This is a genomic window from uncultured Clostridium sp. (assembly GCF_963515715.1).
Classification (GTDB): domain Bacteria; phylum Bacillota; class Clostridia; order Clostridiales; family Clostridiaceae; genus Clostridium_AW.
This window is the reverse complement of record NZ_CAUPZS010000033.1, coordinates 17507-39146: the sequence shown is the minus strand read 5'-3', so window position 1 is coordinate 39146 and position 21640 is coordinate 17507. Positions and strand designations below refer to the sequence as shown.

Sequence of the window (21640 nt, the reverse complement as noted above, 5' to 3'; positions counted from 1 at the left end):
TTAGTCCTCCTCCTTTTCATAATAATGCATAAAAATTTCTTCAAGATTCGGTTCTTCTATCCAAAGATTAGATATCTCTATTGATGATATTTTTTTCATAATTAAATTTATATTTCCTCTAAATAAAAAACTCACACTATTATCTTCTATTTCTAAATTATTTACACCTTTAACATTAAAATAATCTTTCTTAACAATATCTTTAGTTTCAATCTTAAATTTCTTATAATTATCTTCTTTTAATGTAGTAATTTTTTCAACTTTAATTATTTTGCCCTCTTTAATAATGGCAACTTTATCGCATAATTTCTGAACTTCACTTAGAATATGGGAGGAAAATAGAATTGTAGCACCTTTTTTATTCTCCTCTTTTAATAAATCGAAGAATTTTTGTTGCATTAGGGGATCTAATCCACTGGTAGGTTCATCAAGTATGATTAATTTTGGTTCATGGAGTAATCCTTGAACTATTCCTACCTTCTTTTTATTACCAAAGGACAGGTCATTAATTTTTTTATTAAGATCAAGATCCATTATTTCAGCTAACTCTTTCATTCTTTTGCTGCAATCTTTTTTATAAAAACTAGCTGAATATTTTAAAAGATCAATAACCTTCATGTTATCATAATAAAATACTTCTGATGGTAAATAACCTATTTCTTTTTTAATCTCTGGGGCAAACTTTACAGAGTCTTTTCCAAAAATTTTAGCGCTTCCACTAGTGGGATATATCAGTGACAATAATGTTCTAATTGTTGTTGACTTTCCTGCACCGTTTGGTCCAATAAATCCAAAAATCTCCCCCTCTTCAACATTAAAACTTACATCCTCAATCCCTCTTGCTTTTCCATAATTTTTAGTTAAATTTTTAATCTCAATAACATTCATTCCATGACCTCCCCATATTATTTATAAAAATTATTTTTAAATATTTCTATATATTCATCTGCTTCTGCAAAAGCTTTGTCATAGTCAATTTCCTTTAAAGTTAACTTTGCCCTTTCCATTTCCTGCTCACTAAACTTCTGCAAGGACCAAACTATAATATTTATGGCCTTTTTTATATCAATATTATCTTTGAACTTAGAAACATCAATTCCTTCAAATATATTATTAAGTGCACTCTTAGTAAATTTACTATTTATATTATCCAATTCACTTTTAACATTAATTGAATCTTCCATGTATGCTATTTCAAGAAATTTAAACATCTCAGGATGTTTATTCATCAATTCAAATTTAATAGATAAAATTTGGCGTAATCTAACAAATAAATCTTTTTCATCCAAGCTAATTTTTCCATAAAATTCATTTATATTAAGTTCAATACAATAGTCATATAAAAATAAAAATAAATGTTTCTTATCTTTAAAGTAATGAAATAATATTCCCTTTGATATATCTGCTTCTTTAACAATCTCATTGGTAGATGCATTTTCAAACCCCTTCTGTGCAAACTCCTTCATTGCTGCATTTAAAATACGATCCTGTTTCTCCTTATTTAGATTTAAAAATTTTGAAAACATATTCCTATCCCTCTCTCTAGTAACTAATAACATAATAAAATTGACCACTACAGTCAATTCTATTATATCACATTTTTGACTGTAGTGGTCAATTAATTTTATATCTCTATTTTACATTTTCAAAGCTTTTTTCATGTACTAAAAGCCATTGCTTTATCCCTAATCCACCAGCATACCCTGTTAAGTTTCCATTAGTTCCAATCACTCTATGACAAGGCACTATAATCCATATTATATTTCTACCATTAGCATTTCCTACTGCTCTTACAGCTTTTTCATTTCCTATTTTTATAGCTAATTCCTTATAAGATAAAGTTTTGCCATAAGGAATTTTCAGCAGTTCATTCCACACCTGCTTTTGAAAATTAGTTCCTTCTAATGAAACTTTAAGATCGAATTCCTTTCTATTTCCATTAAAATATTCATCTAATTGAATGATAGTATTTTCTAAAATTAAATTAGTTTCACTTGTTGGCTTTTCTTTATCTATGACCATAACTGAAAGCAGTGCTTCTTCAGAACAAATTATTTCCAATATACCTATTGGTGAATGATAATATCCATAATATCTTTTAATCATATAATCACTTCCAAATATAATTTAAATCCTACATTTCATAATATTGCGATAATTTATTAGGCAAAATATCATCACATTATTAATCTCTTTATCTTATTTTTAATGCTCGCTTATAAATTTGTCAACTTGTGCATGCCACTGGTCCGGTTCAAGTGTCCCTGGAACAGTATCCTCTCCGAATAAAAGATCAACTATATATCGTGGTTTTTTCCCTCCTATATACATTGACTTGGAACAAGATACACAATAAACAACTACATCTTCAGCGGGCATTTCAGAAGCACGCTTTTTCATCTGTTCCTTAACTTGCTCCACAGGTAGAACTCCATAGTAGTTATCTCCACAACATTTCCCTTTTGTTCTTGTCCTTTCAGGCTCTATTACATTTATATTCATCTTTTTTAATAAATCCCTTATTGCATTATGTACTCTTTCTTCATTACGAGTAGGACAAGCATCGCTAATAGTCATTTCTTTTCCCTTGTAATCTGGGAAGGGGAATGTATTACTATTAGCTAATACCTCCCAAAGTGAAATAGTAGAAACTGAATCATACAACTCCCTATAACGCCTGTCGCAACCAGGACAGGTATTAATTACTTGTGTTCCATCTTCTAAATTAGGTTCATGTCTGCAGCAAGTTAGATGCTCATCTATATTTCCTAAATCCTCATTTAAATATTCGAGAATTTTCTTTCCAAGCTCCGGCTTGTAGATCATTAATGCGCATCCTGGTGCAAATGCTTTTTTCATTATAACATCCCCCTTACTAATTAATTTAATTTACACTATTGCTTTTTCTGTATTCCTTTGGCGTATAACCAGCCTGTTCTTTAAAGCATTTATAGAAATTAGACAAACTTTTAAATCCAGCTTCATAAGCAACTGCAACAATGTCTAAAGTAGTTTGTGATAATAATTCCTTAGATTTTTTTACTCGCAATTGCATTATATATTCACTTGGCGTTAATCCATAATAATGCCTAAACAATCTGGTTAAATGACTATCACTCATTCCAACTTCTTGTGAAATAGCTTTAAAGTTAATTTCTTTTCTGTAATCATGATTTAAAATTTCTCTTACCTTTCGAATTAGTATCTTATTAGGCTCATAAATATGTTCATTGATATCAGGTCTGCACATTTTGCATGGTCTAAAACCTGCATTCATAGCATCCTGTGAGTTATTGAAAAATAACGTATTTCTTTTTAGTGGTGGCTTAGCTCTACAGGATGGCCTACAGAAAATACCTGTTGTTTTAACAGCGTAATAAAATAAACCATCATAATGTTTATTACAATTTATAATAGCGCTCCATCTATCTTCATTAGAGATTTCATTGTTTTCTTTCATACTTAAGCCTCCACTGAACAATATCTTAATATCCTAATAACTATAATACATTTATAATTTTAAAATTTCTTCCTGGATTTTACTAACCTTTTTTGTATTATATTTAGTTTCCCCTTATTTCTAATGCTAACTTTAATGTTCATCCTATTCTACATATTCGGTTAATTCCTCAAAAATAAGCCTTACGCCCTTACCCCAGTTCTTGTCTTCAGCATATTTTCTTCCTATCCATAAAAAAGGATCTTTATCCTCTGGTCTATTTTCAGATAAATTAATCACAGTTCTAGAAGCTATCCTAGTTGCATCATCTATATCTGTATTATACTCTATCCAGCTATAAAATACATTAAATGGATTATTCGCTATTTTATAAGCATCTTTATCATTTTTAGGTACAAAATTTTGTTCCTGTCCTGTTATAGAAAAAAGTACAATAGGGTTTAAATTGAACTCTTCTGCTACAGAAAATATAGTGGAGAAATATGGTTCTTTAGCTAAAAGAGACTCTCGTTTATTTAAAAAATCTTTTAACTTTTCTTTATCTACATCTTCATACCTCATATATTTAGGAAGATGTAAGTTTGGATAATTAGTTGAAATATTTTCTTTTTTATCTGATTCAACAACATAATTTTCTATTTTCTCTTGTTCATTGGTCTTATTAAAATGAACACCTCTGCTTGCATTATACAAAGGTATAATAAAAATAGCCATAAGGGCTATACATCCAATTCTTTTTAATTTTTTTAAGTTAGATAAATAATTAGATAAAATTTTTCTTGGTTTCATATCCTTTGAACTGCTTAATTCTTCAATGCTGCCATTAATATCTCCAATGCTGTCATTGATATCTTCTTCACTTTCAAAATATAACTCTTCTTCTACAGGGACATCTTCACTTATATCTTTAAATCCTATTGACTCTAAATACTTATTTATATCTTTCGTTGTAATTTCGATTTTTGCATTTAAGTCAAACCAATTTATTAGTTCATCAGTAAAGTCTCCTATTATAGTTTCCTCTGCTATACAAGTTTCAAAAATATCACGTAAGGTAATGGCTATCTTATCCTTACATAAAGTATTTTTTACTACATTGTTTTTAACAGATAACTTTAAATGCTCTGGCAATCCTTCTAATTTATTATATATAATTTTATTAACAGTATCTGACAGTATTATTGCATTTTCTTTTTCAGCATTTTTAGGATATTTCTTGCATATATAACTCTTAATATTTACAATATCACTTTTATCTAAAACTTTTATTTTATCTAATTCACTTAAAACATTATTCATAAATTTCAATACCTACATTTTTTTATAATATTGATTATTTATCGTTTATACTAGAAAAATCTTTATAAAACCATAATTCCATAAATCTAATCTATTACACTCTATAACTGATACTTATTATAATTCTCTAAACTCTCAATCTTTTCCTTTAAAAATAGTATTTAAGTAATATTTTCATAGCAAAAAAGCCAGCATCGCTGACTTTTTTACATTATTCTTATTTAGTTTAATTGTTTTTAATTATTGTTTCATATTTCTTCTTTTTTAAATACTAATCCAATTCCTGCAAGGATTGCCATTAATCCTAATGCTATTAAAACTTTAGCATCTATGATACTTCCGGTTTTAGGAAGAATTTTATTGTTTTTATTAGAACTATTTTCAGTTGGATTTTTTTCATTCTGTGCAGTGGAACTTTTTCCTGGTTTATTGTCTTTGCTAGTGTCTTTTCCTTGCTTTTTATCTTCAATTGGTGCTTTTTCCAATTCATTTTGAACCGTGAATTTTTGTGTTTCTGAGGAACCTATAGAAACAATTATAACCTCGTTACTTAGCACATATCCTTTAGGTGCTTTTGTTTCTTTAATTGTGTAATTTCCATAGCCCAAGCCTTCAAATAGAACTATTCCATCTGATCTTGATATAGCAGTTTTAACTATTCTTCCATCTTCATGGCATAGTGTAAATTCTGCTCCACTAAGAGGTTTCTTATTTTTATCCACTTTATTAATCTCAATGGCCCCTCTAATTTTGGTATTTTTAATAGTTCCAATATCATAGGTCTTTCCATTTTGATTTACTTCAACAGAAATAGCCTCACTGGAAATAGTATATCCTTCAAGTGCCTTTGTTTCTTTAACAGTATATTTGCCATTTGACACATTCTTGAATTGCGCAAGTCCATTTTCATCTGTTACAGCAAGCTGAATTAAATTTTCCTTTTCATCAATTAATGCAAATTCTACACCTTTAAGAGGATTACCCTTTTCATCCACTTTCTTAATATTTACTATTCCTTTAATGGAACTTCCTGAGCCTCCAGATCCTCCTGGCCCTCCAGATCCTCCACTGATCTTTGTATTAACAAATTTATATGGATTTGCATGCACATTAACTCCATCTTCACTAATACTTGCAGTTAAAGTCTTATAAGAAAGATAGTATCCACTAAGAGCTTTTGTCTCCTTTATAATGTAGTCTCCATACTCCACATCTTTAAATTGCACAATTCCCTTTTCGTCACTGATTGCAGTATCTAAAGGATTTTGATAAGATTTATCCTCACTCTTATAAAGTTTAAATTCCACACCTTTAAGAGGATTTTCATTTTCTCCTACTTTGATAAATTCTATAACTCCCTTTATCTTTTTATTAGTAATCATATATGGATCAGCATTTACAGTTACTCCATTTTCATTAATAGTTGCAGTTAATATCTGTAATGATGGAGTATATCCAATAGGCGCTTTGGTTTCCTTTATAATATAGCTTCCATACTCCACATCTTTAAATTGTACAAGCCCTTTTTCATCGCTAATCGCAGTATTTATAGGGTTTTGATGCTCGGTATCAAAACTTTTATAAAGGGTGAATTCTGCTCCTTGAAGTCCATTTTCCTCTATATCTTCTTCTATTTTCTTGAACTCTATTGTTCCAGTGATTTTATCATTCACATACTCATATTTGATATCTTTTTGATCATTACTACTTTTTAACTGGAAAGTATAAACTTCATCACTTAGCTTATAACCTTCTGGTGCTGTTAATTCTTTAATAGAATAATCTATATCAAATTTTAACTTATCAAATAGAGCAGATCCCTCATCTCCTGTAGGTTGAGAAACTTTTATAATATTCTTATATCTATCTAAAAGTTGAAATACAGCCCCTTTAAGTTTTTTTAGAGAGTCATTCTTATCAACCTTTACAACATTAATGCTTCCAGTCTGCCCTGTTCCGCCACCGCCACCACTGGAATACCAAACTCCCACTGGAGTTGAAGTAGAATCCTCAATAACCCCAGTTCCACTAAAAAATACTGAATTTGTAAAGGTAGCTTTTTTAGTTGCATCTGTTCTAAAGGTTAGTTTAAAAGCTCCATCTATTGAATCTGGAAAACTAAATGTAAACTCTCTAGTTTCAATATCATATTTTACACTATCCTCATTGAGTGTCACTTCTTCTCCTTGTGTAAGGCTACCATCAGGATTTACAGTCATTTTATATAACTTTACAGTACCTGTATCTAGTACTAGTCCCTCCTGAAGCTGATCAGTTATAGTTGCTTCATCCAGTGGAACGCTGAAGTTACTGTTAATAATTACCTCCCAATCAATATAAGAATCTCCGCTTTTATATTTAGCTATCTTGCTCAACACTGAATTCTTAATAGTCTGAGTTCCCGTGCTTTTTACATCCGGCGGTATTTCATCTCCAATTAAAGAGGCGGTATTACTCACGGCTTTATCACCATTGGTATTAAAAATTGATAAATCTGTAATTTTTGTTTTGAAGGTAATTGTCTGTTCCGTGTTGATTTTATCTGGGAACTTATACCTAAAAATTCTTTTTTCAGAATCAAAACTGTAATTCTTTGAGTCGGCTTTTTTTCCTCCAATCATCACAGAGCCTTCTACAAATTCCTGGCCTTCATGAATAACATCCTCAACAACAGCATTAGTTATAGGCATTTGATTTCTATTCACTTTAATTTCCCAGGTAATTTCTCTTGTTACATAATCATAATTTATACCCCTCTTTTGAATTACCTGGCTGTTTACCTTCTGACTTCCCGTATATGAAGAAGTAGGTATATCTGGTTGGGTAAGTGTAGCCGTATTATAATAATCTTTACTTACATTCGCAGCATACACATTAGGATCCGTTACTTCTGTCTCAAAGGTTATAGTATGTGCTTTTTTATCAATTGAATCATTAAACCTATAGATTAACGTTCCTGTTTTTTCTTTATCTCCCTTTGCAGCTTCTGTATAAGTGAATCCATCTTGGCTTGCACCATTATCTATTTTTGCAGATCCAGCTACATATTTTTGCCCTATAGGAATATGGTCTGTAACCACCGCACCTTTATCAATAAATATTTTATTAGCGTTTACAGTAATCCTCCAAGTAATCCTATGGGTAGAAGCATTATATACATTTCCATTTTTGCTGATAATACTAGTTGGAACACCAACAGTTCCAGTACCCTTAGCATTTCCAGGTACACCTTCACCTATTAAGATAGCTTCATTTTTATAATATTTCGGATCATTTGAATTATAGGCATCTGGGTCAGTTACATCTGTTGAAAAAGTGATAGTATGTGATTCATTTATAGTTCCTTTAAAAATGTATTCAAATATATTGTCATTATAGCTATAGTCTGATTCTGACATAGATTTTCCATCTACTTTTACACTGCTTTTATCTAGAGTCAGACCCTGTGGAATATTATCTATAACCTTTGCATCTTTTATTGACTGTGCATTGTTGTTTATATTAATAATCCAGTCAATTTGCTTTCTTTCCCTGTTGTACTCTCCTCTTTTATTAATATAATCTATCACTACTCTAACAGATGCATCATTTGACTCTGTACTTGTGCCATCATGAGTTAAAATTGCTTTATTATGCTCATAAGTTATTTTTCCATGTGATTCAAAGGCTTTTGGATTTGTAACCTTAGTTTTAAATGCTATAGTATGTGTGGTTTTATTGATTACATCATCAAAAGTATAGGTCAATGTTCCTGTTTTATCAGAATCTCCATGTGCAGCCGTTGTATAGGTGAATCCATCTGAAGTTGGATTACCATCAAACTCTGTGGAGCCTTCTACATATTCTTGACCTACATGAATATGGTCTACAATCACAGCATCCTTGACTTCCACTTTTTCTTTATTTATTTCTATTATCCATTTAATTTCATTTGTATATGGATTATAGCTTCCGGATTTTATTATAGAAGTATTTACAGGTGCAGGTTGTTCAAAATCTACATCAATAGTAACAGGCTTTGCGTCCCCCTGAAGATTAAATGTAATTTTAACAGGATTTTCATTTCCTATTTCACTTTCCTTGAAATGACAACTGGCATAAAAGTATCCCTCTACATTTGAATGCTCACTTGCATATTTTGTAAATGTGATTTTTACACTTCTATCTGTGCCAATATGCATATCTGCTATTTTATTTCCATCATCATCATTAATTGGCTGGTTAATATCTTGTACGATATGAATCTGAGGTGGCAGCTGCATCCTATAAAAATCCCCTTCTTTTACATTCTCATCATTTGGAATGGACCAGTCATAATAAACATGAATCTCTGATTTCTTATCCACATTGTTTCCTAGTGGATTTCCATCTCCATCTGTCAATTTAACGCCTGTGATGAACTGAAATTTCTCTGTAATATCTGTAGGTTCATCTATAGGCTCATTTGTAAGCTCATTTGTAGATGGATCATGAGCTTCAGGTCCCTCCCCAGAAGTATCTACAGGTGCAGGTTCTCCAAAATCCACATTAATAGTAACAGGCTTTGCGCTTCCTTGAAGATTAAAGGTAAGAGATACAGAATTTTCATTTTCTATGTCACTTTCCCTAAAATTACAATTCGCATAAAAAGAGCCTGTTACATCAGATTCTTGACTTTCATATTCTGAAAATGTAATTTTCACATTCCCATCTGTACCTACGTGCACATCTGCTATTTTATTTCCACCATCAGTAATTTCTTCATTGATATCTTGTGTGATATGGATTTGACTCGGTAGCTGCATTGTGTAAAAGTCCCCTTCTTTTACATTTTCATCACTTTGCATAGACCAATCATAATAAACACGAATCCCTGATTTCTTATCCACATTATTTCCTAATGGATTTCCATCCCCATCTGTTAGTTTAACATCTGTGATAAACTGAAATTTATCTGTGATATCTGTAAGTTCATTTGCTTTTACACTAGTAAAAGGTATAATTACCGAGAAAATTTCCAGCAGAAACATAATTGCCGTGGTAATTGCTAAAAATCTTTTTTTCCTCATTTTCCCCCTCCTTTTCAAAATACTATATTTAATTTTGCGATAAATTTTATTTTATCAATTTTATACTAATCTACCCTCCTAACAAGCCTCTAACAAACTTCTCACAAACTTCTCACAAATTGAGATAAATGTAAATTCTTTCATATTAATTACAAAGCCCCATGCTTGAAAAAGCATGGGGCTTTATATTTAAAATTTATTTTATAGCATTAAAATCCAAATTATTTTCTATTTTACTTAAAAATTAAAAATCCTTTCTTTGAGTAAAAAGAAGAGCTTGGTACAAAATATCTTTGTCACCAAGCTGAGAGAAATTTAATTTTTCACTTATAATTTCACCAATAGATTTTCATAAAGCTTTTTAGTCGATTCTTTTGGAGGTATATGAAGTTCATCTTTAAACAATTTATTTAACTTTTTATAATGGCTAACTAATCCTACTCTATCTCCTATATTAAAGTACACCTTCATTATTAGCTCATGAGCTTCTTCGTCAAAAGGATTTTTTTTAATCACTTTTGCTAAATATTCTTCCGCTTTATTATAAAGATTTTTCTCCATATAATATTTAGCTATATTTTTTGCACTAGTTAAATAGTATCTATTTATTTTTTCATTTAATTCTATAGTCCAAATATAATCCTCATTTCCAAACAGTACTCCTTTATAGGAATTAATAATTTTCTCATAGTTCATTATGTTTTTTTCATTCACTACAGGATTATTTTCAATAAAAGCTTGAAAGTCCCATATATCGCAACGAAAATCTTTTAAATCTACTCTATATTTTCCACTTCTGTAATGCACTATATTATCTATTGCTGCATTTTTAAAGACAGATTTTAATCTATATATTGTACTGTGTAAATTATGCTCTGCTTTTTTAGGAGGTGAATCCGGCCAAAGTATATCACAAAGTTTCCATTTATCTATTTCTTCTCCGTTTTTATAAACAAAATATGCAAATAACTCCTGAACCTTTGCAGTAGACCATTTAATAATTTCATTACCTAATCTTCCATAAACTCTAAAACATCCTAAACAAAATATTTTATTTTGTTTATCTTCTAAGTTAATTTCCTTTATATTTTTATTTTTTAATAGTCTGTTTACAGTTACATTTAGATCTTCTTCTGTAATTGGCTTTAAAATATAATTTGCTGCATTAACTTTAAAAGCTTCTAAGGCATATTTCTCATGAGCAGTTACGAAAACTATCTGTATATTCTCATTAAAACTCATCACTTTTTTAGCAAATTCTATTCCACTCATATGCGACATCTCTACATCTATAAAAATAACCTCTGGTAAAAGTTTTGATACATTTTCTAGAGCTTCTTTAGGGTTCGTGAATTCTTCTATTATTTCTAAATGCTTATTTCTATTAATAAGCATTTTCATTAGTTCTAAAATTGGTTTTTCATCTTCTACGATTATAGTCCTCATTGACTTCCCCCTCCCCAACAACATATTAGACTATAAATTTTTAATAGATATAGTCACAGTTGTTCCTTCCCCTTCAATACTACAAATATTTATCTCTGCTTTATTCAATCTTCTAATTCTTTTGCTTATGTTTGAGAACCCTATTCCCTCATTTTTAATATCAATGTTTTCTAACTCCTCAATTTTTTCCATTGACATTCCAACTCCAGTGTCTCTAACTGTAATATAGATTGTACCTCTTTTCTTTTTAGCTGAAACATATACAGTTCCACCTTCACTTTTTTCACAAAGTCCATGTTTTATTGCATTTTCTACTAAAGGTTGTATGGATAGCGATGGAATTTCTTCACTCATAAGCTCTTGCTCAATATCATATTCAATTTTAATTTTTTCTCCAAATCGAGCTTTTTCTATTTCTACATAAGCATCTACCATCTCTAATTCTCGCCTTAGTGGTACAATCATTAGTTTATTATCTATATCAAAAGCTAATCTTAAATACTTACTAAAATTCATAAGAAGATTAGCCGCTTTTTGGCTATCAGTATAACAAAAGGAAATAATAGTGCTTAGTGCGTTATATAAAAAATGTGGTTTTATTTGAGCTTGCAAAAAAGCTAATTCACTTTTTAGGGCATGTTCCATAGATTTCTTCAATTCAATTAGCGTCCTTACTCTACCAATTATTTCCTTTTCTTCAAAGGGCTTAGTTATAAAATCATTTGCTCCCGCTTCGAAGCCTAAAAACAAATCGCAATTTGTATTTCTTAGAGTTGATATCAATATTGGCAATTCAATAATTGAGTATTTTTCTCTAATTTTTTTACATATATCTATTCCTGAAATTCCTGGCATCATTACATCTAAGAGTATTAAATCAACTTTATTATCTTTTATTTTATTTAAAGCCTCTTCTCCTGAGAAAGCAGTTAAAACATTATAGCCCTCTCTATGGAATATGTTTAAAGCTGTCTGAATATTCAATAGTTCATAATCTACTATTAAAATTGTGTTTTCACCTTTCTTTCTATCCTTTGTTTTAGGATAATCTATTGAAGATAATTTTTGGAAATACTTCATATCTTCTATATTTGATACTTCACATAAATTACTTGCTTCTTCTGAATAAAGCAGTGAAAATACAAAACAACTTCCTTTATTTATTTCTGACCACTCTAAATATATTTTTCCTTCCATTAATTCAACTAATTGACGGGTTATATATAACCCCAAACCAATTCCTTCCGAATTCAAAGATTCATAAGGTTCGAAAATTTTTTCTTGCTTGTCTATTGGAATTCCAATACCTGTATCTTCTACAGATACATAAACCATATCATTGATTTTATTACTGCTTATTTTTATTGTACCTTTCTCCATATTTTTAACAGCATTATTAATAAGATTAAACAGGATCTGTCTTACTCTATCTTTGTCCCCCTTAACCATCAATGATTCCTTTATATTATTAATAATATTTATATTTTTGTTTTGTATTATATATTTATAACTTTCAATCACTAAGTTAGTACAAATCTTAATATCTATTGTAGATATATTAATCTTTAATTGATTATTCTTTAATAAAGTTACATCTAATGTGTCATTTATAATATTGCATAATCTCAGAGCTATATTTTTCGTGATTATTATATCCTTAATATTTTTATCCTTTAAAGAATCGCTATTTTCTTTTATTATAGTTTCGGCTATGTTAATTATCCCGTACAGTGGGGCTTTTAATTCATAGGAAGTTTTAGTAATAAATTCATCCTTAACTTTATACATTTCTATAAGTTCACTTGACATCTTCTCCATATCTTTATAAGTTAGTGAAAATTTATAAGACATTATAATAGCCATCAATATCATAAAGCCACAAAGTGCAACTGAGCCTATTAGTTTTGTATGAACTAATTTAAATGAATACAGAAAGTTATTAGTTACACAAATAAATATACAAATTGTAGATTTTAAAAAAATAATATTTCCTTTTCTCCCTAAAGTTCCATAGGAGTTTTTTAAAGTCATAATTATTAATCTTAAAATTACTGTGATTAATAATATTGGAATAAAGATACTCATAATTAAATTTAAATACACATGTATTGAATATTTAGCTATCAAAACTATTAATATATATATAGTACTTACTATATTAGTTATTTTAATTGTAGGTTTTGGTAATATTCTTTTATCTACTTCTTTTATGATTCTTAATAAAGATATTACCATTAGAATAATTGCAATTTCTTGAACTTTACAAAACAACTCAAAGGATATTCCTGGAAATAATTGCAATAATGATTTTTGTCCATTTAAAGTTAAGGATATCATGGTTGCTAAAAGATTTATTCCTGAATATAGATAGACTTTTTCTCCATTGCTCATAGAATAAATATTTAAACAGTAAATTCCAAATAGAAATGCTAATATAGCTCCTGCCAGCTCAATAGAGAAATTTGTCATAGTCATAAAACTAATATCCTTTTGGAACCCAAAATATATTTTATATAGAGTTCCTCTAAATGGATAATCAAAATTTGCCATCTGCATAATTATTTCAACCTTATCCCCTTGAATGTTAAAATATGTGTCATAAGGTATATTTTTAGGATAATACCCCTTATTTTTTTCATCAGGATTACCACTTGAGCCTTTTAAACTTCCATTAACATATACCTTATTGCTCATTTTAATATTTTCTACTTTTAGCCCAAATACTTCATCTGAAGGATTTATTTTCATAACTAATCTATAGCTTCTAACCCCTTTAGGTTCTATAATATTATCATTTTTATCATCTGTTCTAGTTGATGTTAGTTTAGTGTAACCCGTTAATTTAGGTTTATTTAGACCCTCTTTATGAAAATCATCTGGAGTAAGTAATTGATTATCATAAAGTTCCCATTCCCCATCGAGCTTTACAGCTCTATTTTCATAAAAATCCCATTGGGAAAGATCCATTTTTCCTTTTTCCGCAAGTAAAGGATTTTTGTTGGGTATTAAATCATAAAAAGATATAAAAAATGAAACTAATAACATGCCTAAAACTATAATTGATCTTAATATATTTTTCATTAAATCTTATTAATCCCCCATAATCTTTAATATATATTTATTTTTAGATTTATATAGCTTTATTCAAACCTTGTGTCATAATTATTTTGTCACAAGCTTCTCACAAAGTCCTCACAAATGTCTCATAAATTTTACTTATATTTCTTGTTATATCCATAGTTTACTATATTATATAAATTATAACTATACAAAAACTAAAAATAATTCCTACTGGTAAATGGTATAATATAGAAAACGAAGAGCTTGACTAATCTAATATTAATCACTAAAATAGACATGCATAGTAGAATAATGGCGTTAAGTATTACTATACAAGGGGGAAGCCTCGTTGAAAAAAGTTAAATTTATGGGTATAGCCCTTATTTTTATAGGTATTATAATAATTTCATATACTTTTGGGACTAAGTATTGGGCAATGCGGAAACAAAATAACATAACTAAAAATTACGAAGAAAAAATTAAAAATCATCGACAAATGGCTGAATCCACATTTAAAAATTTAGATAAAAGTTTAACTGAAGATTTAAGAGATGAGAATAATTCTAATAAACAGTCTTTCTCTGAGGATTCAGAGGCAATAGGAATTCTTATTATTCCTAAGATAGATTTAAAAGTCTCGGTAAGTGAAGGTACGGATATGGAGACACTTAAATATGCAGTAGGACATTTTGAAGGTACAGCTATGCCTGGTGAGAAAGGAAATCTATGCATTGCAGGACATAGGAGCTATACTTCTGGAGAGTATTTTAATAGGTTAGACGAATTAGAAAAAGGTGATGAAATCCTCTTAGAAACAATTGATAGAAGTTATAAATATATAGTATATGATATTAAAGTTGTTCTTCCGGATCAGATTGAAGTATTAAATGCAACAGAGGATGCAACTATGACACTTGTCACATGTACACCTATAAGAATAGCTACACATAGACTTATAATTAATGCAAAACTAGAAAATTAAATTTATTATAAAAACTTCTATATACTACTCTAGACATCAAGTGATTCTAAGCTTCATATGTAGGTTGCAACTTTGAAATAAAAGGTGCAACCTAAAAAGTTGCACCTATAATGCTAATGAATTTCAATTTTTCTTCTGTTATTTTTACCCTTAGTTAACTTTGGAAGAGTAATCTTTAAAATACCATCATTATAGGAAGCACTTATCTTATCTTCATCTACATTATCTATGTGAAAGCTTCTCCTAAACTCTCCATAATGTCTTTCACGTCTAACATAATCTTCTTTTTTATCTTCTGAAGATTCATCTCTTTTTGCACTAACTACTAGATAATTGTTGTTAAAATCTATGTCTATATCTTCTCTCTTAGTTCCTGGTATATCCGCTTCCACTAAATAATTTTCATCTGTTTCTTTTAAATCCACCTTAAAACTTTCATTCATATAATTCATAGATGAAAAAAAATCATCATCTATAATCTTTCCAAAAAAAGGCGCGAAATAACCCTCTCCTTTGGTTAGATTATTTCTTCTAAAGGGAATCATCTTTAACATATTAAATCACCTCCTGAGAACTTATATACTATTTATATAAATTAGTTTTAGCAGGAGTTTTTCAAAATATACTAGCATATAGTAGCAATTAGAATGATCCATGCAATTTTACAGTAAAATTTTACAGCCACTTTCTAGAAATACATTTCTGAAAGTGGCTGTTTTTTAAATCATTAATTTACAAATATCATTAGTAAAATCTACTGGATCATTAATTGCTAGTCCTTCAATAAGAAGCGCTTGATTATAAAGCAAATTAGTATATAATGTTAGCTTTTCTTCATCTTTTTCATAAGCTTCTTTTAAAGCTTTAAATATATTATGATTTACATTTATCTCTAAAACTTTATCTGCCTTAATGTTTTCATTATTTGGCATTGAGTTAAGAATTTTCTCCATTTCGATTGAAATCTCGCCATCGTTAGTTAAGCACACTGGATGAGATTTTAATCTCTTTGAAGTTTTTACATCCCTAACCTTGTCTGATAATATGGTTTTCATTTTTTCAAATAGTTCTTTATTATCTGCATCTTCATTTTCTATGTTGCTTTCACTTTCTTTGTCTTCAATTCCTAAATCGCCACTAGATACAGATTTAAATTCCTTTTCTTTATATGACATTATCATTTTAATTGCAAATTCATCAATATCTTCAGTTAAATAAAGAATTTCATAACCTTTTTCTACTACCATTTCTGTTTGTGGTAACTTTGATATTCTTTCAACAGAATCACCTGTAGCATAATAAATATATTTTTGATCCTCAGTCATTCTTGAAATATATTCATCTAATGTAACAAGTTTTTTCTCTTTAGAGGAATAGAACATTAATAAGTCTTGTAGTATATCTTTGTTGCTTCCAAACTCGCTATATACTCCATATTTTAGTTGTCTACCAAAAGACTTATAAAACTCTTCATACTTATCTCTTTCACTTTTTAATAATGACACCAATTCACTTTTTATTTTGTTTTTGATATTTTTTGCAATTAATTTAAGTTGTCTATCATGTTGTAGAATCTCTCTAGATATATTAAGGGACAGATCCTCTGAATCCACTATACCTTTTACAAAACTAAAATAATCTGGAAGTAGGTCAGAACATTTATTCATAATAAGTACGCCATTTGAATATAATTCTAAACCTTTTTCATATTCTTTTGTATAATAATCAAAAGGTATTCTTTCTGGTATAAACAAGATTGCGTTATACATTACAGCACCGTCCGTGCTTATATGAATATGTTTTACAGGCTTATCAAAACCATAATGCTTTTCGGAGTAAAAATTATCATAGTCTTCTTTAGTTAATTCATTTTTATTTTTTCTCCAAATTGGTACCATACTGTTAATAGTCTGCTCTTCTACATGATCTTCATATTCATTCTCGCTACCTTCTTTGAGTTTTTTTTCTGTAATATCCATTTTTATTGGATATCTTATGAAGTCAGAATATTTTTTTATTAAATTCTCTAATCTATAGTCTTCTAAATACTCATCATAATTTTCATCTTCAGTATTTTCCTTTATCTTTAATATAAGCTCTGTTCCAACAGTATCCTTTTCACATGCATCTATTGTATATCCATCAACACCTTGTGATTCCCATTTATAAGCTTCATTACTTCCAAGTGATTTAGTGATAACAGTAACATTATCAGCTACCATGAAAGCAGAATAAAAGCCCACTCCAAACTGGCCGATTATATCATATCCATCTTTTATTTCATTTTCTTTTTTAAATGATAAGGATCCACTCTTTGCGATAGTTCCTAAATTATCCTCTAATTCTTCTTTTGTCATGCCTATACCAGTATCAATAATTCTTAATTCTCTATTTTCTTTATCTGGAACTATCCTAATATAATAATTATCCTTATCAAATTTTAAATTTTCGTCAGTCAATGTTTTATAATATATTTTATCAATAGCATCGCTGGCGTTAGATATAAGCTCCCTTAAAAATATTTCCTTGTGCGTATAGATTGAATTAACCATTAAGTCTAAAAGCCTCTTAGACTCTGCTTTAAATTCTTTCTTTTCCAAATGTATCTCTCCTTTCACATATAAAAACTATGTAATTAAATTTAATTTTATTTTTTTGTTTTTTTGGTTGTTAGCACTCTATGTCGTTGAGTGCTAACCCATAACTTTTATATACCACATTTTACTTTTCATGTCAACATGCTCTATAATTTTATTCTCCCTAATATACCATCAACTGTAAGCTTTTGTGCCTTTATAATTTTCTTTTTCATATAATAATTCCTCTACCCCTTTTTTACACAATGTCAATTAATAAAAGAAATGATAAAGCTGTAACACTTTAAAATATTTTATATATTATATTATTATATATATTAAAATTCAAATAACAATTGGTACTATATATACTTTTGATTATCATACTTTTCTATAAAACATGGATTACAATAGTATTGTTGATAGACTATCACCCATACAAATAAGATAAATTTAAATGTGAAACGTACTTAACTTTGTAAAGTGAGGTGAGCATGATGAATGAAATTAGAAAAGATATTATATCTGTAGATAGCTTTGAAGAAGATGACAAACGAGATAAAGATGAAAGATCCAGAAGATGTGCAGAAGTAAGAGTTAATGCTAATAATGTTACTATTAATATAAATTGTAGATCATAGTTATAAATATAGGAGAGATAGTCTTTAAAAAGGCTATCTCTCTCTTATATTTACTGAAATCATAACATACCTTTGCCCCTATCTAAGTGATTTTAATCTCTACTTGCTACTATATACTTTCCCTTATCCTATTCATTACTTATATACTCTTTTAAAAATCTAAGTGGCTATTTTTCTAAAATGTACAGGGTTACATTATTGACAAATATATGCATTAGTGATATAGTTAGTTGCATAAGTAACCAACCAATTAAGCAAGCAAAGAATTTTTACGAATTTATTACAAAAGTTAAAAATGAAGGGATTTAAATATATGCTGCTTATATTATTTCAAGGGAGTGATAATAGTGAATACGTCTATAAGTGAAAAAAAAGAATTATCAAGAAAAAGAGGATTATCAGGTAGCACATTAAAAATTATGGCAGTTATTTCTATGCTGATTGATCACATTGCAGCAGTATTAATTTTAATGGGAATATATTATAAATTTATACCCTATGCTGAGAATACAGCAATAGCTCATAGCTCCAATTTAAATACTATCTATCTGCTAATGAGGGCCATAGGTCGTATATCTTTTCCAATATTTTGTTTTCTACTTGTTGAAGGATATATTCATACAAGCAATAAAAAGAAATACGCATTGCGACTTTTTATCTTTGCACTAATTTCTGAAATACCTTTTAACTTGGCTTTTGGTAACAAAATGTTTATACCAGCTTCTCGATTAAACAATGTATTTTTTACATTATTTTTAGGAATATGTGTAATGTATATAATTGAATTTATTAAGAGCAAAGAAATAAATAAAGTAGTTACTGCAATTGGCATTATAGCAACTATAGTAGTATTTGGAGTAATAGCTAAGTTTATAAAATGTGATTTCAATTATTATGGTATACTCTGCATATCCCTTTTCTATATATTTAGAGAGAATAGGATATTGCAAATATTATCAGGAATTATTGTATTTTTATATCAGGCACCAGGAAGCTTTGGCATTGTGTATCTTTCACTACTTGCAATTTATTTTTATAATGGTGAAAGAGGATTAAATACAAAATACTTTTTCTACGTTTTCTATCCAGCACATTTATTAATTTTATATTTTATAAGGTTATACTTAGCAACAATGGGTGTCTAATGTTTTCTAAGTTTTAAAAGGGTCTAATCAAATAATTTATATAAGGAGGAAAGTTTTATGCATAAAGAAATTTGGAACAAGTATATAAAAGGATTCAAATTTTTACTGCCATTTATTTTAATACAGGTACTCTTCGAAAGTGTCAGTCTTAATTTAGGGTTTAGCGAATATGGTTTCTTTGATTTCTTTGGAGAAAATTTCTCAACCTTTAAGCAATCAGTAGTAAATAATTTAGCTCCAATTTTATTTTCTTTATTTATAGGTTCATTATTTCATGCATTTTTAATGGTAGTTATAAAAGCATTAATAAATGAAAAGGATATAAATTATAGGGAAAATCTTAAAGAAAGCCTAGGTATTTATTTAAGATATTTAGGATTAAATATAATTACTTCTGCTATCTTACTAGGGGTAATGCTGCTAGGATTCTCGAGTATATTGCTGCCATTCTCAATTATTTTCCTAATATATTTTAATGTGTTATTAACTCCATGTGAGTCATATTTAATATATTACGATACAAACCCAGCTGAAGCTTTGAAAAAAGGAATGTCACTTGGTAAAGAGTATTCTGGAGAAATATTGTTATTAGGTATTATGGCAGGTATTATGATAGCAATTATAGCAGGTATAATGTCAGTAATAGGCATTGGGCCAAAAACTAATCTAATAGGCTATGCATTTGTAAATTTTGTAAGAATAAGTATATGGGTTTATGTATGTATGTTTGCTATGACTATTTGTAAAAAAGGAGAACAAACAGAAAAGGCAATACTAAAATATTAATTGATTAAAACTATGGGATGGATAATGAGAATTTGTAATTTTTATTATGAATTTTCATTGCCCATCCCATTAAATGTATATCTATCAAATTATTTATATCGGTAGCTTGTTATTATATAATATAATAATAATGTTATTAGATGATTGCAGAAGCAATTATTCCCTAAGGTGTAAAATTTGATCAATTAAATATGATTTAAGATATCAGTCTAAGGATATACAAAGAGGTGAAAAGAATTTGAAATTAATATTGGATGACTCTAAGCCTATATATCTACAAATAGCTCAAGGTATTGAGGATGATATATTAAATGGGCTTTTAAAGGAAGAGGAACAGGTTATGTCTACTAACCAATTTTCAGAGGTTTATGGTATTAATCCTGCTACCTCAAGAAAAGGGATAAATATTTTAGCAGATGAAGATATACTGTATAAAAAAAGAGGAATAGGTATGTTTGTTAAATCAGGGGCTAAAGAATACATAAAGGAAAAGAGAAGGAAGAGTTTTTTTAAAGAATTTGTTTTAAAAACTATTAAAGAAGGAGAAAAAGTTGATATAAATAAAGAGGAAATTATAGATATGATTAAAAGCTATGGGGGGGAATGACAGTGAATAAAAACATTTTAAAAATGTATTTGAGGAGAGATAGATTTTTTCTATTGTACTTAGTGATTATATCAGTTATTTTATCAATGCTAAACGAATATAGTACTAAATTAATTATGTTCTTTTTTACTATAAAAACACTTGATAGATTTGGAAGTAAAAATTTTAAAATGTTCATTTCTCTTGGTTGTACAAGAAAAAAATATTATATAAATACAATAAAAACTTCTCTTATTAATTCGCTGTTTCTTTCCATAATATGCACTATACTGAATTTTTTGGGTGGGGAAATTAATAATAGTAAACATATTTTTATAATATTTTTGTTCTATTTCACTTTTTATATTTTATTTAGCAGTATACAAATATTCATTGAAGTTTTATCTATAAGTCAATATGTAGCTGTAGAACTTGGTGTGTTATTTTTGTATTTGGTACTATATCAACTTATTTTATTTGGGCCTATTCTTTTTGGGGATACAAAGTGGATTTTAAGGAATCTAGTTCCATATTTTGGGGGAAGCTTAGCTTCGATTTCCTTTAATATGTTTATGGCCACTGTTGCTTTAAAAACTACAGAAATATAATTA

17 protein-coding genes are annotated in these 21640 nt (G+C 28.7%); 6 read left to right on the top strand and 11 right to left on the bottom strand.

What is annotated here, in order from left to right; genetic code table 11:
• The 9 genes from RYO54_RS17620 to RYO54_RS17580 form a co-directional block, all read right to left on the bottom strand.
• Positions 1 to 888, bottom strand: coding sequence for an ABC transporter ATP-binding protein (locus RYO54_RS17620; protein WP_315121735.1), 888 nt, complete (start codon positions 886 to 888; stop codon positions 1 to 3).
• Between the two features lie 17 nt (positions 889 to 905).
• A complete protein-coding gene (locus RYO54_RS17615; protein ID WP_315121733.1) occupies positions 906 to 1526 on the bottom strand; it encodes a TetR/AcrR family transcriptional regulator in 621 nt (206 codons plus the stop codon).
• 106 nt (positions 1527 to 1632) lie between these two features.
• A complete protein-coding gene (locus tag RYO54_RS17610; protein ID WP_315121731.1) occupies positions 1633 to 2106 on the bottom strand; it encodes a methylated-DNA--[protein]-cysteine S-methyltransferase in 474 nt (157 codons plus the stop codon).
• Between the two features lie 99 nt (positions 2107 to 2205).
• Complete coding sequence (locus RYO54_RS17605; RefSeq protein WP_315121729.1) at positions 2206 to 2859, bottom strand: (Fe-S)-binding protein; 654 nt, start codon at positions 2857 to 2859, stop codon at positions 2206 to 2208.
• Positions 2860 to 2884: 25 nt separating this feature from the next.
• Complete coding sequence (locus RYO54_RS17600) at positions 2885 to 3460, bottom strand: Ada metal-binding domain-containing protein (protein ID WP_315121727.1); 576 nt, start codon at positions 3458 to 3460, stop codon at positions 2885 to 2887.
• 144 nt (positions 3461 to 3604) lie between these two features.
• On the bottom strand, positions 3605 to 4759 hold the full coding sequence (locus RYO54_RS17595) for a hypothetical protein (RefSeq protein WP_315121725.1): 1155 nt from the start codon (positions 4757 to 4759) through the stop codon (positions 3605 to 3607).
• 248 nt (positions 4760 to 5007) lie between these two features.
• Positions 5008 to 9807 carry a SpaA isopeptide-forming pilin-related protein gene (locus RYO54_RS17590; protein ID WP_315121723.1) on the bottom strand — a complete coding sequence of 1600 codons (4800 nt, stop codon included), beginning with the start codon at positions 9805 to 9807 and terminating at the stop codon, positions 5008 to 5010.
• A gap of 327 nt (positions 9808 to 10134) precedes the next feature.
• A complete protein-coding gene (locus tag RYO54_RS17585) occupies positions 10135 to 11253 on the bottom strand; it encodes a response regulator (protein WP_315121722.1) in 1119 nt (372 codons plus the stop codon).
• A gap of 30 nt (positions 11254 to 11283) precedes the next feature.
• On the bottom strand, positions 11284 to 14334 hold the full coding sequence (locus RYO54_RS17580) for an ATP-binding protein (RefSeq protein WP_315121720.1): 3051 nt from the start codon (positions 14332 to 14334) through the stop codon (positions 11284 to 11286).
• A 328-nt stretch (positions 14335 to 14662) separates the two neighbouring features.
• Here RYO54_RS17580 and RYO54_RS17575 point away from each other — a divergent pair, with 328 nt between their 5' ends.
• Entirely contained in the window at positions 14663 to 15295 is a 633-nt protein-coding gene (locus RYO54_RS17575) for a class D sortase (RefSeq protein ID WP_315121718.1), read from the top strand.
• Positions 15296 to 15408: 113 nt separating this feature from the next.
• Here RYO54_RS17575 and hsp18 read toward each other — a convergent pair whose 3' ends face one another.
• Positions 15409 to 15849, bottom strand: a complete 441-nt coding sequence (hsp18, locus tag RYO54_RS17570; RefSeq protein WP_315121716.1) for a heat shock protein Hsp18 — start codon at positions 15847 to 15849, stop codon at positions 15409 to 15411.
• A gap of 165 nt (positions 15850 to 16014) precedes the next feature.
• Positions 16015 to 17895, bottom strand: coding sequence for a molecular chaperone HtpG (htpG, locus tag RYO54_RS17565; protein WP_315121714.1), 1881 nt, complete (start codon positions 17893 to 17895; stop codon positions 16015 to 16017).
• A 473-nt stretch (positions 17896 to 18368) separates the two neighbouring features.
• Between htpG and RYO54_RS17560 the strand changes: the two genes are divergently transcribed.
• The 5 genes from RYO54_RS17560 (at position 18369) to RYO54_RS17540 (ending at position 21637) form a co-directional block, all read left to right on the top strand.
• The gene (locus RYO54_RS17560) at positions 18369 to 18512 is read left to right on the top strand and encodes a hypothetical protein (protein ID WP_315121712.1); all 144 of its coding nucleotides are present in this window, start codon (positions 18369 to 18371) and stop codon (positions 18510 to 18512) included.
• A gap of 347 nt (positions 18513 to 18859) precedes the next feature.
• Positions 18860 to 19657 carry a TraX family protein gene (locus RYO54_RS17555; RefSeq protein ID WP_315121710.1) on the top strand — a complete coding sequence of 266 codons (798 nt, stop codon included), beginning with the start codon at positions 18860 to 18862 and terminating at the stop codon, positions 19655 to 19657.
• A gap of 57 nt (positions 19658 to 19714) precedes the next feature.
• Positions 19715 to 20443, top strand: a complete 729-nt coding sequence (locus RYO54_RS17550; protein WP_315121708.1) for a hypothetical protein — start codon at positions 19715 to 19717, stop codon at positions 20441 to 20443.
• A 238-nt stretch (positions 20444 to 20681) separates the two neighbouring features.
• Positions 20682 to 21050, top strand: a complete 369-nt coding sequence (locus RYO54_RS17545) for a GntR family transcriptional regulator (protein WP_315121706.1) — start codon at positions 20682 to 20684, stop codon at positions 21048 to 21050.
• 2 nt (positions 21051 to 21052) lie between these two features.
• Positions 21053 to 21637, top strand: coding sequence for a hypothetical protein (locus tag RYO54_RS17540; protein ID WP_315121704.1), 585 nt, complete (start codon positions 21053 to 21055; stop codon positions 21635 to 21637).
• Positions 21638 to 21640 lie beyond the last annotated feature (3 nt).